This is a genomic window from Streptomyces sp. NPDC006385 (genome assembly GCF_040612485.1).
In the GTDB taxonomy this organism is placed as follows: Bacteria; Actinomycetota; Actinomycetes; order Streptomycetales; family Streptomycetaceae; genus Streptomyces.
Map to the genome: position 1 here is coordinate 1 of NZ_JBEXQG010000127.1, position 12768 is coordinate 12768.

The following is a 12768-nucleotide window of genomic DNA, read 5'->3' on the forward strand; positions in this document are numbered from 1 at the left end:
CCGGTCCGTGCGAACGGACCGGCCCCCGCGGTGCGTTGTGCCCGCCGATCAGTCAGCGGCGGAGTTATCGTCGCCGAGTGACGAGTCTTCCCGGAGGCAGTGACAACGGTGGCTCCGCCAAGGAGCCCCAGCCCCTCGTGTGCGCCCGCTGCGGCACCCGGGCCAAGGCCCCGCGGCCCACCTGGACCTGCTCGGTGGAGAACGGTGTCCGCCGCTACTTCTGCGACACCTGCTCCAGGGAGAACCTCAGAGCGATCGAGGGACGACTGGACTCGGCCTGGTGGTAGGCCGCGCGTCTGTCACGCCTCCGCCGCGGACTCCTCTTCGTCCGTCATGCCCTCCGGAGCGAAACCCGGCAGCCACTCCTCCAGTTCCTTGCGCAGCCGTACCGTCGCGCCCAGCTGGCACAGGACGCCGATGGTGCTCAAGGTCACGCGGTGGATGAGGAGGTAGGCCGGCGGCAAGTTGAGCTGTTTGCCCAGTTGGTGGGCGGGGGAACGGGGGTCGGCCACGCGGGTGGCCTGGCTGCGCATCCAGCCGCGGGTGAAGGTGAACTCCTCGACCTGGGCCGGCTCGATGATCGGCAGAAGGTAGTCGAGGACCGCGTCGGGGTCCAGGTCGATTGATTCCTTGACGAACCCCTCGGCGCAGAGGAGTTCATACACGGTGTCCGCATCGCCGTCCAGGGTCATGCGCAGCGAGTCACCGATGGGGGTCGGCAGGCCGCCCGGGAGGCGGTCGACCGTGCCGAAGTCCAGGACACCGAGCCGCCAGTCGTCCTCGCCGTCCGGGCCGCCCGGCAGCAGACGGAAGTTGCCGGGGTGCGGGTCGGCGTGCAACAGACCGGTGCGGGCCGGGCCGGAGAAGAGGAAGCGGGCCAGGAGCTGGCCGGCGCGATCACGCTGTTCCTGGGTGCCGTCGGAGATCACCTCCGAGAGCGGGATGCCGTCGATCCACTCCGTGACCAGGATCTGCTCGCAGTGGTGGACCACCGCCGGCACGACGACGTCCGGGTCGTCGGCGAACTCCTCCGCGTGCGCCTGCTGGGCCTGTGCCTCCAGGCCGTAGTCCAGCTCCTCCGAGACCCGGTCCTTGAGCTCCGCGATCAACGGCTTGATGTCCATGCCGGGCACCAGCGGCCCCAGCAGCCGAGCGAAACGGCTCAGCTGGTTCAGATCGGAGAGAAGGGCCTCGCCGGCGCCCGGGTACTGCACCTTGACCGCCACCTCACGGCCGTCGTGCCACACCCCGCGATGCACCTGCCCGATCGAGGCCGCCGCGGCGGGCTTGTCCTCGAACTCCAGGAACAGGTCGTGCCAGTCCTCGCCGAGCCGCTGTGCCAGCACCCCGTGCACGGTGCGCGTCGGCATCGGGGGCGCCGCCTCCTGCAGCTTGGTGAGCGCCGCACGGTAAGGGCCGGCGATCTCCTCGGGCAGGGCCGACTCGAAGACGGACAAGGCCTGGCCGAACTTCATCGCGCCGCCCTTGAGCTCGCCGAGCACCTTGAACATCTGCTCGGCGGTGCGCTGCTGCAGCTCACGGCCGACGAGTTCCGCGGACTCGCCGACGATCCGCTTGCCCAGTCCCCAGGTCGCCCGCCCTGCGAAGCCGAGCGGAAGCGCGGCGAGCTTGGCGGTACGCGTGACCGCCTTGCGGGGAAGATCAGACATGCGCCCTCCAGGTGCCAGCCGGCCGCTCCGCGTCCGCCTTGCGGCGTGACTCGGTGGACGGCCCTTGTTCCGCCATTGTCTCGTGCGACTCCACGTCCCCGGAGGGGTGTTCTCCCTCACCTTTGTCCGCGGCGCCGCACGGGCATGCCGGATGCGCCCACACCGGCCGGGCGTGCCAGCTCAGACCGGGTAGGGACACTTCCCAGCGTGCACCCGCGCTGGACGGAACGTGGCCGTCCAGGAAGGCGAGGGCGTGCACGGCCGCCAGCCCGGCGACGGTCGTGGCCAGGGTGAGATCGCAGGGCCGCACGTGACGCGTCCTTCCCGAGCCCGAGCGCCACTGCGCGGCCAGGCGCGGCCAGGCCGGGTCCCGGTCGGCGCGGCCCTCGTGGAGACAGCCGGCGCAGCCGGTCTCGCCGGGCAGGACGAGCGGGCCGACGACACCTGTTCCCTCCACGACACCGGCGTACAGGTGGGGCGTACCGGAAGCGATGAGGGGTTCGGCGGCCGACGGCGAGGGTGCGTGCACGGCGACATCGTCCCGCGGTGCGAGGATCACCAGGGAGTGGCCCGTGCAGTCCTCCCCGGGAGGCGACTGGGTGCCGCGGCGCGGTGGGCGATCCGGTGCCGAGCGGCGTGCGGCCCGGCGCGCGGCCTCGTCCCTGCGGTCGCCGACCGCTTCGGCGGGCAGCCCGCCCGGTGCCACGTCCCACGGCTCGACACGGCCGACGTCGCGTACGTCGACCTCGCCGACCCCCGCGCCCGACAGCAGCGACGCCACCATCGCCCCCACCCGGCCGGCACCCCTCACCTGCACCCGCAGGGAGCGGCGGGCGGCCAGGCGGCCCATCGCCTCGCCCGGCTCGGACGTGGTCAGGGACAGGGACGCCAGATCCGGGCGCAGCCGGTCCAGGACGTCCTTCTTGCGGCGCAGGGCGTCGGCGGCCGGACCGCCGCCCTTCGCGTCGTCGAGCAGCCCGGCCCGCGCCAGACGCCGCACCAGTTCGTCGACATGACCGTCCGGCAGATCCATGCGGCGGCTCTCTTCGCGCAGCAGCTCCATGCCGCGCGTGCCGTTGAGCAGGTCGAGGAAACTGCCCGTCGCCGTGTCCATCGGGCCCAGCGTCATCGCATGTGCCGGAGTCATCCCGAACTGCACGGTGTTGAGATCCCGCCATCCGCGCCTGAGCGCGGGCTTCATCAGCGGAGCCAGCACAGCCGCCGAATGCGCCGAGCCAGACGTGTCCGTCGAAGTGGCTGAAGCCGTTGAAGCGGTTGAAGCGGTTGAAGCCCCCGAAACCGTCGCTTGCATGAACAGGCCCCCGTAGCCGTCGTGGAACGTCCCCGTGTGCCGGTGGAGCTCGGTCGCAGCTCCGTCGGCCACAGCCAGCATGCCCTGACGTGGCGCTCGTCGTCCGAAGTTGTCCACAGGCGGTGGATATTCGTCGTACAAATCAAACGCTCGGTGGGGGATCGGCATCGAACCGTCCCGGAGTCGGGACTTCCCCCATGCGCAGCGGGTAACGTCGGGGCGTGTCCGCCGACCCACTGCACCGCGCCGGAACGCCACAGCGCAGTACGACGAGCCCGCCGTCGGGCGGCTCGGGGGCGAGCGCGATCGAGGTCCGCAGGAGCACCCGGCGCCGCCGGACGGTCTCGGCGTACCGCGAGGGCGATCGCACCGTCGTGCTCATCCCTGCCCGGATGTCCGAGGCGGAGGAGCAGCGCTGGGTGAGCGTCATGCTCGACAAGCTGGCCGCCCAGGAGAGCAAGCAGGTCCTCGGCGACGCCGAACTGGCGGAGCGTGCGGAGCAGTTGTCGGCTCAGTACTTCGACGGCCGCGCCCGGCCCAAGTCGGTGCGCTGGGTCACCAACCAGAACACACGCTGGGGCTCGTGCACCCCGGCAGAGGGCAGCATCCGTCTTTCGCACCGCCTGCAGGGCATGCCCGAGTACGTCGTGGACTACGTCCTCCTCCACGAGCTCGCGCATCTCCTGGTGCCCGGACACGGGCCCCGCTTCTGGCGGCTGCTGGAGGCGTATCCCCGCACCGAGCGCGCGAAGGGCTATCTCGAAGGCGTCGTCGCCGCCGAGCGACTGCCCCATGTGCCCGGCCCGATCGGCGAGTGACAAGCACTTCCGGTTCGGCCGTGCGTGCGTTGTGTACCGGGTCTGTACCGGCTTCGTCCGATGTCCGACTTTGCCGTTAGCCTGGCGCGACGCACTCACACTCGGGATGGGGGACGGTCGTTACGCATGGCCAGGGAATTCCAACGCGGCCACAAGGCCCGGATCAGTGACCTCACCGCGGGCACGGATCTGTACGTAGGCGTGCAGATCTCCGCCCCAGGGCTGACCTTCGACATCAGCTGCTTCGGTCTCGACGCCGACGAACGGCTCTCGGACGACCGCTACTTCATCTTCTTCAACCAGCCGAAGTCCCCCGAGGAGTCCATCCAGCTCCTCGGCGCCCAGGCCGGTGACACGGAGTCCTTCCGGGTCACGCTCGACAAGATCCCCCCGCAGATCCAGAAGCTGTCCTTCACGGCGACGATCGACGGCACCGGACAGATGTCGCAGATCAGCCCCGGGTACATCCGCATCGTCGCGGGCGGCGAGGAGGTGGCCCGGTACGCCTTCGACGGCTCGGAGTTCTCCACCGAACGCGCCGTGATGCTGGGCGACTTCTACCTCAAGGACGTCTGGCGGTTCGCCGCCGTCGGACAGGGCTTCGACGGTGGCCTCGACGCGCTGCTGAGGAACTTCGGCGGCGAGGTCGCCGAGGAGGAGGCACCCGCCGCCCCGCAGCAGCCGCAGACCGGTGCGGCTCCCGGCTTCGCGCCGCCTGCCCAGGCAGCCGCGCCGCCCGCGTTCGGCGCCCCGGCGCCCGCGCCCGCGGCCGCAGCACCGGCTCCCGTGCCTGCCCCGACCCCCGCGCCCGCGCCTGCCCCGCAGCCCGCCGCGCAGGGATTCGCGCCCCCGCCCGGGGCCACCCCGCCGCCTCCGTCGTCGGCGCCCGCGCCGCCGGTGCACGCCCAGCCGACCATCGTCGCGCCCGTGACGCCGCCCGGCGGCACCCCGCCGCCCCCCGCCCCGGCGCCCGCGCCCTACGGTCAGCCAGGTCAGCAGCAGCCGCCGTACGGCCAGCCCGGACAGCAGGCGCCCTACGGGCAGGCCCCCGCGCCGACCGCCCCGCCGCCCCCCGGCTACGCCCAGCCCCAGGCACCGCAGGCCCCGGCCCCGCCGCCCGGTTACGGCCAGCCAAGCCCGCCTCCGGGCTACGGCCAGCAGCCCCCGTACGGGCAGGTCCCGGGCCAGCAGGCGCCCTACGGAGCCCCGCAGGGCGCACCTCAGGGCGCACCTCAGGGCGTGCCGCAAGGCGCGCCCCAGGCGCCCGGTGTGGGCGCGGCGCTCCAGAAGTTCAAGGAGACGCCGACCGGACAGCGCTGGACACAGCAGAACAGGAAGCTGGTCCGGGTCGACCTCGGCATCGGCGGGCAGCCCGTGCTGGCCCGGCAGGGCAGCATGGTGCTCTACCAGGGCAAGGTCGAATTCAGCTACAAGGGCGCCGGGTTCGCCGGCCGGATCGTGGGCAACGCGACCGGCCAGGAGATGCAGCTGATGCGCTGTACCGGCCAGGGCCAGGTCTTCCTCGCCGAGAATTCGACGATGCTGCACCCGATCGAGCTCCAGGGCGACGGTATCTGCGTCTCGGCGGAGAACGTCCTCGCCTTCGACGAGAGCCTCCAGTACGAGGTTCGCCGCATCGAGGGCCACGGCATCCCCGGCGGCGCGCTGTTCACGATGCAGTTCACGGGCACCGGCACGATCGTCGTCAAGACGCACGGCACGCCGGTCGTCCTGCCCGTCACGCCCACGACGTTCGCCGACTGCAACGCGGTGGTCGCCTGGTCGGCCGCCGCCCAGGTGGTCGTCTCCAGCCAGGTGCGCATGCGCCGCAACGCCTACCCCGGCGACACCGGCGAGAGCGTCAACCTTCAGTTCCGAGGCGCGCCCGGCAACTTCATCGTCGTCCAGCCGTACGAGATCTAAAGGGAGAGCCCGTCATGAACCAGCCGCTCGCGGGCTACGCCCCCGCACCCGTCACCGCCCGCATGGAGAACCACGGCAACCACATGCTGAAGGTCGCCATGCAGACCGGGAACGACCTCCTCGCGCGCGTGGGGTCGATGGTCGCCTACGAAGGCTTCGTCCAGTACGAGCCCAACCCGCCGGCCGTGCGCCAGATCGCCAAGGACTGGATGACCGGTGAGGGCGCGCCCCTGATGAAGTGCTCCGGCGACGGACTGCTCTACCTCGCCGACTACGGCGCCAACGTCGTCGTCATCAACCTCAACGGCGACGGGATCTCCGTCAACGCCACCAACCTGCTGGCCTTCGACGCGCACCTGACGTGGGGCGTCGAGCGCGTGAAGGGCCTGGCCAAGTTCGCCGGGCAGGGCCTGTGGAACACCAAGATCTCCGGGCAGGGCTGGGTCGCGCTGACCTCCCGGGGCAAGCCGATCGTCGTCGACTGCGGCGGCGGCGAGGACGAGACGTACGTCGACCCGGACGCGCTCGTCGCCTGGTCCCCGAACCTCAAGGTGAAGGGCAAGCGCAGCTTCAAGGCGCAGTCGCTCATCGGCCGGGGCAGCGGCGAGGCCTACCAGATGGCCTTCTCCGGCCAGGGCATCGTCGTCGTCCAGCCCAGTGAGGACAGCACCGACCGCCTCCGGGTCCGGGGCTGAGGGGGAGCCAGAACGCCATGCAGAGTCCGATTTTCGCCTACAACGAGCAGCAGACCCAGGAGCGCTGGAGTCTGCAGAACAAGCAGATGCTCCGCGTCGCCCTGGAGGGACACGACGACATCCTCGCCCGCAAGGGCACGATGGTCGCCTACCAGGGGCTCGTCGAGTTCGACGCCGAGTTCCAGAGCAACCAGCAGGGACGCGCGCGTGCGCGCACCGGCGAGGGCCTGGACCTGATGCGCTGTCACGGGCAGGGCACGGTCTACCTCGCCAATCTCAAGCAGCACGTCCACCTGGTGGACGTGGACCAGGACGGACTGACCGTCGACAGCAGCTATGTGCTGGCCATGGAGTCCTCGCTGCACCACGAGGTCATCGCCGTCGACAGCCTCTATGGCATCTCCGGCTCCGGGAAGTACCAGCTCAACATCACCGGCCGCGGCAAGGTCGCCCTCATGACCTCGGGCATGCCGCTGATGATGCAGGTGACGCCCGACAAGTACGTCAACTGCGACGCCGACGCGATCGTCGCCTGGTCGACCGGTCTGCGCGTGCAGATGCAGGCCCAGACGCACTCCTCCGGGGTGTGGCGGCGGCGCGGCAACACCGGTGAGGGCTGGGAACTCAGCTTCATGGGCACCGGCTACGCGCTCGTCCAGCCCAGCGAGCTGCTGCCGCCGCAGAACGCCCAGATCGGCTCGGGCGTCGCCGCGCAGTACGGCATGGGGCAGCAGGGGGCCCGGGGGCAGAACCAGGGCAACGTCTGGAACTGACCGTCCGGAAAGCAGACGTAAGGGGCGACCGCTTGAGTGGTCGCCCCTTACACATGCCTCAGTTCGAGAGCCTCGCGCGCGTGGCCTCCAGCAGCCGGACGACCGACCCGTCCGCCACGTCCGCCACCTCGTCGTAGGCGAACCAGCGCAGGTCGAGGGACTCGTCGCTGATCGCCTGAACCGCGCCCGGCGGGGCCACGACCGCGTACTGGACGTCGTAGTGCCAATGGCACGGCGCGGGGATCGGATGCCGGTCGAGGCGCACCGGGCCGCCCGGCAGCAGCGTGAGCCCCTCGACGCCGGACTCCTCCTCGGCCTCGCGCAGCGCCGCGGCCTCCAGGGTGATGTCCCCGGGTTCACAGTGGCCGCCCATCTGGAGCCACATCCGCAGCTTCTTGTGGAGGGTCAGAAGCACCCGCCCGTGCTCGGCGTCGATCACCAGCGCGCTCGCCGTGATGTGACCGGCGTGGCACGCCTTCCACATACCGTCCGGATGCGACGCGAGGTGGTCCAGATAGGTCTGGCGCAACTCTTCCTGGCCCTCGTACCCCTTCAGCACGAGGACCGCGTCGTCGTACAGGCTCACCGGGCGCCGTCGCCCTTGTCGTCGTCCTTCTCGTCGTTGTCGCCCTTGTCGCCCTTGCGCAGGTCCGGCTTCCCGGCGGAGCCGTCCGCCGCCTCGCCGAGCATCTTGTCCAGCTCGGAGAAGTCGATCTGCTCGCGGTGCACGAAGCCGTCCGGGTCGTCGAGGTCGGTCGCCGTCGGCAGCATGTCCGGGTGGTGCCACAGGGCGTCACGGCCGTCGACACCGCGGGCGTCGGTGAGCGAGGCCCACAGACGGGAGGCGTCGCGCAGGCGGCGCGGGCGCAGCTCCAGGCCGATCAGCGTGGCGAACGTCTGCTCCGCCGGACCTCCCGAGGCGCGACGTCGGCGCAGCGTCTCGCGCAGGGCGTCCGCCGACGACAGGCGGGGCTTGGCGGCGGCGTGTACCACCGCGTCCACCCAGCCCTCGACGAGGGCCAGAGCGGTCTCCAGACGGGCCAGGGCCGCCTTCTGCTCGGGTGTGTCCTCGGGCTGGAACATGCCCTGCTGGAGGGCGTCCTGGAGCTGCTCCGGATTCTGCGGGTCGAACTGGCCGACCACATCCTCCAGCTTGGCGGTGTCGACCTTGATCCCGCGCGCGTAGCCGTCCACCGCGCCGAACAGGTGCGAGCGCAGCCACGGCACATGCGCGAACAGGCGCTGGTGGGCCGCCTCGCGCAGGGCGAGATACAGCCGCACCTCCTCCTTCGCCACGCCCAGGTCCTTGCCGAACGCCTCGATGTTCGCCGGGAGCAGCGCGGCCTTGCCGGCCGGGCCGAGCGGCAGGCCGATGTCGGTGGAGCCGACGACCTCGCCCGCGAGCACACCGACGGCCTGCCCGATCTGCGTGCCGAACATGGCGCCGCCCATCGAGCGCATCATGCCGATCAGCGGGCCGGCCATGGCCTGCATCTCCTCCGGCAGGACGTCGCCCATCGCGGTGCCGACCCGCTCGGCGACCGGGTCCACGAGCTCCTTCCACGCGGGCAGGGTCGCCTCGACCCACTCCGCGCGGCTCCAGGCGACGGCGGAGGCCGCGCCGGACGGCAGGGACGTCGCGTCGTCCAGCCACAGGTCGGCCAGCCGGACGGCTTCCTGGACGGCGTTGCGCTCGGCCGGGCCGACGCTCGCGTCCTTCGTGCCGTCCGCGGCGCCCTGGGAGACCGTCTGGCGGGCGATCTGCTTGGCCATGTCCCAGTTCACGGGACCGCCCTCGTAGGAGAGCATCTGCCCCAGCTGCTGGAACGCGGCGCCCAGGTCGCTGGGGTTGAGCGAACCGAACATGGCCGCGAAGGGATTGTCGGCGCCCGGGCCGCCAAAGCCCCCGGCTCCGGGCAGCCCGCCGAAACCGAACGGGTTGGCCGGCCCCTGACCACCGCCGCTCTGCTGGTCCTTCTTCTTGCCCTCGTCGCCGTCGTCCGGCTCCTCCGGCGGAAGGCCGAATCCGAATGGGGTGTCACTCACGGGATTCCTCGGCTGGTAAGGCCACCGGCTGGCACCGGCGGCGCGACTGCCCGATAACACCACCCAGCGTAGACACCGCGAGCCGTTCGGGCCTCGGTGCTTCGCCGACTCTCGGCCTGCGGCAGGATGGATGCCACCTGGTACGGACGCGTCACTCGCGTTCGTACTGAAGACAACCGCTGGAGACGCCCGGTGAGTTCCCCTGATCCGCAGGTTCGCGCAGCGCGAAACCGGTCAACCCCTCCCGCCGCGCGCGGGCCCGTCGTCGCGGTGACCGGTGCCGCGTCCGGTATCGGCGCGCTGCTCACCGAGCGGCTCGTCGCGACGGACGAGGTCAAGCAGGTCGTCGCCATCGACGAGCGGCGCGGCGACTGCGCCGAGGCGCAGTGGCACATCCTGGACGTCCGGGACCCGGCGATCGCGGAGAAGCTGCGGGGCGCCGACGTGGTCGTGCATCTGGCGCTCGACCTCGATCTGGAGACGGATCCTGCCGCCCGGACGGCTTACAACGTCCGGGGGACGCAGACCGTGCTGACGGCCGCGGCGGCGGCCGGCATCCACCGGGTGGTGCTGTGCACCTCGGCGATGGTCTACGGGGCGCTGCCGGACAACGAACTGCCGTTGTCCGAGGACGCGGAGCTCCGGGCGACCGCAGAGGCCACCGGGGTCGGTGACCTGCTGGAGATCGAGCGCCTCGCGCGCAGGGCGCCCCGGGCCCACCCCGGACTCAATGTCACCGTCGTGCGGCCGGCGGTGCTGGTGGGCGGCACCGACACCGCGCTGACCAGGTATTTCGAGTCACCTCGGCTCCTTGTCGTCGCGGGCTCGCGGCCCGCCTGGCAGTTCTGCCACGTCGAGGATCTGTGCAGCGCCCTGGAGTACGCCGTCCTGGAGAAGGTCGACGGGGAGCTCGCCGTCGGATGCGACGGATGGCTGGAGCAGGAGGAGGTCGAGGAGCTCAGCGGGATCCGGCGCATGGAGCTGCCGTCGGCGGTCGCGCTGGGAGCGGCTGCCCGGCTGCACCGGATCGGGCTGACCCCCTCTCCGGCCGGGGACCTGGCCTACACGATGTACCCCTGGGTGGTGAGCGGGAGCCGGCTCCACGACGCGGGATGGCGGCCGCAGTGGACCAACGAGGACGTGCTCGCGGAGCTGCTGGAGGAGGTCTCCGGACGGCACACCGTCGCCGGGCGGCGACTCGGCCGCAAGGACGCGACCGCGGCCGGGGCCGCCGGAGCGACGGTCGCCCTGCTGGGCGCGGCGGCGGTGGTGCGGCGGGCGAGGAAGGCGCGGCGGCGGATCTGAGCGGGCGACGGCCCCATCCCGTCGCGGGCTCGCTCGCCCGGCATGCCGCCGGTTGCCGTGCGGTGACCCCGGTGCGGCCGGCATGTAGAAGGCTCCAAACCGGCACGCGCGTGTGCCGGGCGATAACGCTATTCCCCGTCCTCGCGCGCGTGGGGCACGATGGGGCTATGGCACCTACCAACGATCACCCCGGTGAGCAGGGCGCTCAGGATCCCGTCAAGCTCATCGGCATCCGCGAGACGGCCCTCTCCCTGGACGAGGTCTTCCGGGCCGTCGGCGACGACGCCGCCGGTGGGACCGCGCTGTTCGTGGGGACCGTGCGGAACCACGACGGGGGCGCCGACGTCGACGAGCTCGGGTACTCCTGCCACCCCAGTGCCGAGGCCGAGATGCGGCGCATCGCCGAGAAGGTCGTCGCCGAGTACCCGGTGCGGGCGCTCGCGGCCGTGCATCGCGTCGGAGATCTCAGGGTCGGGGATCTCGCCGTGGTCGTCGCCGTCTCCTGCCCCCATCGCGGTGAGGCCTTCGAGGCATGCCGGAAGCTGATCGACGACCTCAAGCACGAGGTTCCCATCTGGAAGCACCAGAGGTTCTCCGACGGCACCGAGGAGTGGGTGGGCGCCTGCTGAGGGTGCCGGCCGATCTTCCCGAGCCGGAGCCCGCCCGTCCGCCGCGCCCCCGTCCGCCGCGCATCCCGTCCGCCCCGTGTCCCGCCTGCCGCGCGTCCGCCCACACCCGTCCACCCCACTCCGGTTGCGTAACCGCACCCCCGGCGTGAGCGTTGTCAGTGCCAGTGGTTAATCTGCTGATCAGTCAGTTGCGGTCGCTCATTGGGGATGGGAGGACGGCATGGCGGCGCTCGCCTGGTTGCTGATTCCGCTTTTGGCTGCGATCGGCGCCGGTCTGTGGGGCAGTTGGGCCAACCGGACCCGGAAGGTACGAGGTGACGGGCCGGAGCTCGATGGCTATGCCCGTTTCCGCGCGGCCATGGAGAAGCCCTCTTCCCGTACATGACCAGGGCGCGGGTTCAGCGGCCCTGACGGGGCACTGACAGGAGCGTCACGTACTGTCTTGTCATGCCACGCCGCACCGCGACGATGCTCGCCTCCACCCTGATGCTGATCGCGCTCCTGTGCGCGGGAGTCTTCATCCCCGTGCCGTACGCGGAGATGTCCCCGGGGCCGACGGTGAACACCCTCGGCGAGCACGACGGCGAGCCGGTGCTGCAGATCACCGGGCACAAGACCTACCCGGCGACGGGGCATCTCAACATGACCACCGTCCGTGTCACCAGCGCCGACTACCGGATGAACCTCGTGGAGGCCGTGTACGGGTGGCTCGCACATGACAACAAGGTCGTGCCGCACGACACCCTCTACCCGGACGGCAAGACCGAGGAGGAGTCCACCCAGGAGAACGCGGAGGAGTTCAGCCAGTCCCAGGAGAGCGCCAAGGTCGCCGCCCTGGAGGCGCTGGACATCCCGGTGCGCAGCTGGGTGATCGTCTCGACCGTCGTCAAGGGCAGCCCGGCCGAGGGGAGGCTGCACGCCGGTGACGTGATCAAGGCCGTCGACGGCACGACGGTGAAGGAGCCCGGGGACGTGGCCAAGCTGGTCACCAAGCACACGCCCGGGCAGGACGTCGTCTTCACGATCGTGCCGGCGAAGGAGCAGGCCGCCGCCGAGAAGGAGCGCAGGACGCCGACGAAGACCGAGAAGATCACGATCAGGACCGCCGAGTCCGACGACAGAGGCGAGAAGCGCGCCATCGTCGGGATCTCCGCCGGGACCGACCACACCTTCCCGTTCACGATCGACATCAAGCTCGCCGACGTCGGCGGCCCCAGCGCGGGCCTGATGTTCTCGCTCGGGCTCTACGACAAGCTCACGCCGGGCAGTCTCACCGGCGGCAGGTTCGTCGCCGGCACCGGCACCATCGACGAGGCCGGCAAGGTCGGCCCCATCGGTGGCATCGAGATGAAGACCATCGCCGCGCGCGACAAGGGCGCCCGGTACTTCCTCACGCCCGCCGACAACTGCGCCACCGCCGCCAGGGACGTCCCCGAGGGCCTCACCCTGGTCAAGGTCGGCACCATGGACGACGCCCTCGGCGCCCTGAAGGACATCCGCTCCGGCGACACCGCCGGTCTGCCCAGGTGCACGACGAAGGGCTGAGCGGCAGGACGTGAGTACGGCGGTGGGGGCGCCCCTTGACGTGAGGGGCGCC

General features: G+C 71.2%; 13 protein-coding genes. 9 read left to right on the forward strand and 4 right to left on the reverse strand.

The window, feature by feature from the left end; all coding sequences use genetic code 11:
* Positions 1–77 precede the first annotated feature (77 nt).
* A complete protein-coding gene (locus tag ABZ078_RS43040) occupies positions 78–287 on the forward strand; it encodes a hypothetical protein (protein ID WP_356583995.1) in 210 nt (69 codons plus the stop codon).
* Between the two features lie 12 nt (positions 288–299).
* On the opposite strand, the gene ABZ078_RS43045 is transcribed toward ABZ078_RS43040, so the two are convergent.
* Both ABZ078_RS43045 and ABZ078_RS43050 read right to left on the reverse strand, forming a co-directional pair.
* Positions 300–1670, reverse strand: a complete 1371-nt coding sequence (locus tag ABZ078_RS43045; RefSeq protein WP_356583996.1) for an AarF/ABC1/UbiB kinase family protein — start codon at positions 1668–1670, stop codon at positions 300–302.
* The gene (locus ABZ078_RS43050; protein ID WP_356584006.1) at positions 1663–2883 is read right to left on the reverse strand and encodes a TOMM precursor leader peptide-binding protein; all 1221 of its coding nucleotides are present in this window, start codon (positions 2881–2883) and stop codon (positions 1663–1665) included. The genes ABZ078_RS43045 and ABZ078_RS43050 overlap by 8 nt, the downstream gene beginning before the upstream one ends.
* 320 nt (positions 2884–3203) lie before the next feature.
* Between ABZ078_RS43050 and ABZ078_RS43055 the strand changes: the two genes are divergently transcribed.
* The 4 genes from ABZ078_RS43055 to ABZ078_RS43070 all read left to right on the forward strand — a co-directional run bounded on the left by ABZ078_RS43055 (position 3204) and on the right by ABZ078_RS43070 (position 7191).
* On the forward strand, positions 3204–3800 hold the full coding sequence (locus tag ABZ078_RS43055; protein WP_356583997.1) for a M48 family metallopeptidase: 597 nt from the start codon (positions 3204–3206) through the stop codon (positions 3798–3800).
* Between the two features lie 126 nt (positions 3801–3926).
* Entirely contained in the window at positions 3927–5723 is a 1797-nt protein-coding gene (locus tag ABZ078_RS43060) for a TerD family protein (protein WP_356583998.1), read from the forward strand.
* 14 nt (positions 5724–5737) lie between these two features.
* The gene (locus ABZ078_RS43065; protein WP_030974882.1) at positions 5738–6418 is read left to right on the forward strand and encodes an AIM24 family protein; all 681 of its coding nucleotides are present in this window, start codon (positions 5738–5740) and stop codon (positions 6416–6418) included.
* Positions 6419–6435: 17 nt separating this feature from the next.
* Positions 6436–7191 (forward strand): AIM24 family protein, encoded by a 756-nt coding sequence (locus tag ABZ078_RS43070; RefSeq protein ID WP_356583999.1) that lies wholly within the window; start codon positions 6436–6438, stop codon positions 7189–7191.
* A 58-nt stretch (positions 7192–7249) separates the two neighbouring features.
* On the opposite strand, the gene ABZ078_RS43075 is transcribed toward ABZ078_RS43070, so the two are convergent.
* Both ABZ078_RS43075 and ABZ078_RS43080 read right to left on the reverse strand, forming a co-directional pair.
* On the reverse strand, positions 7250–7777 hold the full coding sequence (locus tag ABZ078_RS43075) for an NUDIX domain-containing protein (RefSeq protein WP_356584000.1): 528 nt from the start codon (positions 7775–7777) through the stop codon (positions 7250–7252).
* Positions 7774–9237, reverse strand: coding sequence for a zinc-dependent metalloprotease (locus ABZ078_RS43080; protein ID WP_356584001.1), 1464 nt, complete (start codon positions 9235–9237; stop codon positions 7774–7776). Before ABZ078_RS43080 ends, ABZ078_RS43075 begins: the two co-directional genes overlap by 4 nt.
* Before the next feature lie 192 nt (positions 9238–9429).
* Between ABZ078_RS43080 and ABZ078_RS43085 the strand changes: the two genes are divergently transcribed.
* The 4 genes from ABZ078_RS43085 (at position 9430) to ABZ078_RS43100 (ending at position 12716) form a co-directional block, all read left to right on the forward strand.
* Positions 9430–10542: an SDR family oxidoreductase gene (locus tag ABZ078_RS43085; protein ID WP_356584002.1), complete on the forward strand. Its 1113-nt coding sequence runs from the start codon at positions 9430–9432 to the stop codon at positions 10540–10542.
* Between the two features lie 167 nt (positions 10543–10709).
* Positions 10710–11171: a molybdenum cofactor biosynthesis protein MoaE gene (locus tag ABZ078_RS43090; protein ID WP_356584003.1), complete on the forward strand. Its 462-nt coding sequence runs from the start codon at positions 10710–10712 to the stop codon at positions 11169–11171.
* A 220-nt stretch (positions 11172–11391) separates the two neighbouring features.
* Positions 11392–11556 (forward strand): hypothetical protein, encoded by a 165-nt coding sequence (locus tag ABZ078_RS43095; RefSeq protein ID WP_356584004.1) that lies wholly within the window; start codon positions 11392–11394, stop codon positions 11554–11556.
* Positions 11557–11618: 62 nt separating this feature from the next.
* Positions 11619–12716: a PDZ domain-containing protein gene (locus ABZ078_RS43100; RefSeq protein ID WP_356584005.1), complete on the forward strand. Its 1098-nt coding sequence runs from the start codon at positions 11619–11621 to the stop codon at positions 12714–12716.
* The last annotated feature ends 52 nt before the right edge of the window (positions 12717–12768 follow it).

What these genes read in the sequence shown, in the direction of transcription:
- ABZ078_RS43070 (WP_356583999.1), top strand. Translation starts at nt 6,436, where the DNA reads ATGCAGAGTCCGATTTTCGCCTACAACGAGCAGCAGACCCAGGAGCGC.
- ABZ078_RS43060 (WP_356583998.1), top strand. Translation starts at nt 3,927, where the DNA reads ATGGCCAGGGAATTCCAACGCGGCCACAAGGCCCGGATCAGTGACCTC.
- ABZ078_RS43100 (WP_356584005.1), top strand. Translation starts at nt 11,619, where the DNA reads ATGCCACGCCGCACCGCGACGATGCTCGCCTCCACCCTGATGCTGATC.
- ABZ078_RS43090 (WP_356584003.1), top strand. Translation starts at nt 10,710, where the DNA reads ATGGCACCTACCAACGATCACCCCGGTGAGCAGGGCGCTCAGGATCCC.
- ABZ078_RS43095 (WP_356584004.1), top strand. Translation starts at nt 11,392, where the DNA reads ATGGCGGCGCTCGCCTGGTTGCTGATTCCGCTTTTGGCTGCGATCGGC.
- ABZ078_RS43065 (WP_030974882.1), top strand. Translation starts at nt 5,738, where the DNA reads ATGAACCAGCCGCTCGCGGGCTACGCCCCCGCACCCGTCACCGCCCGC.
- ABZ078_RS43045 (WP_356583996.1), bottom strand. Translation starts at nt 1,670, where the DNA reads ATGTCTGATCTTCCCCGCAAGGCGGTCACGCGTACCGCCAAGCTCGCC.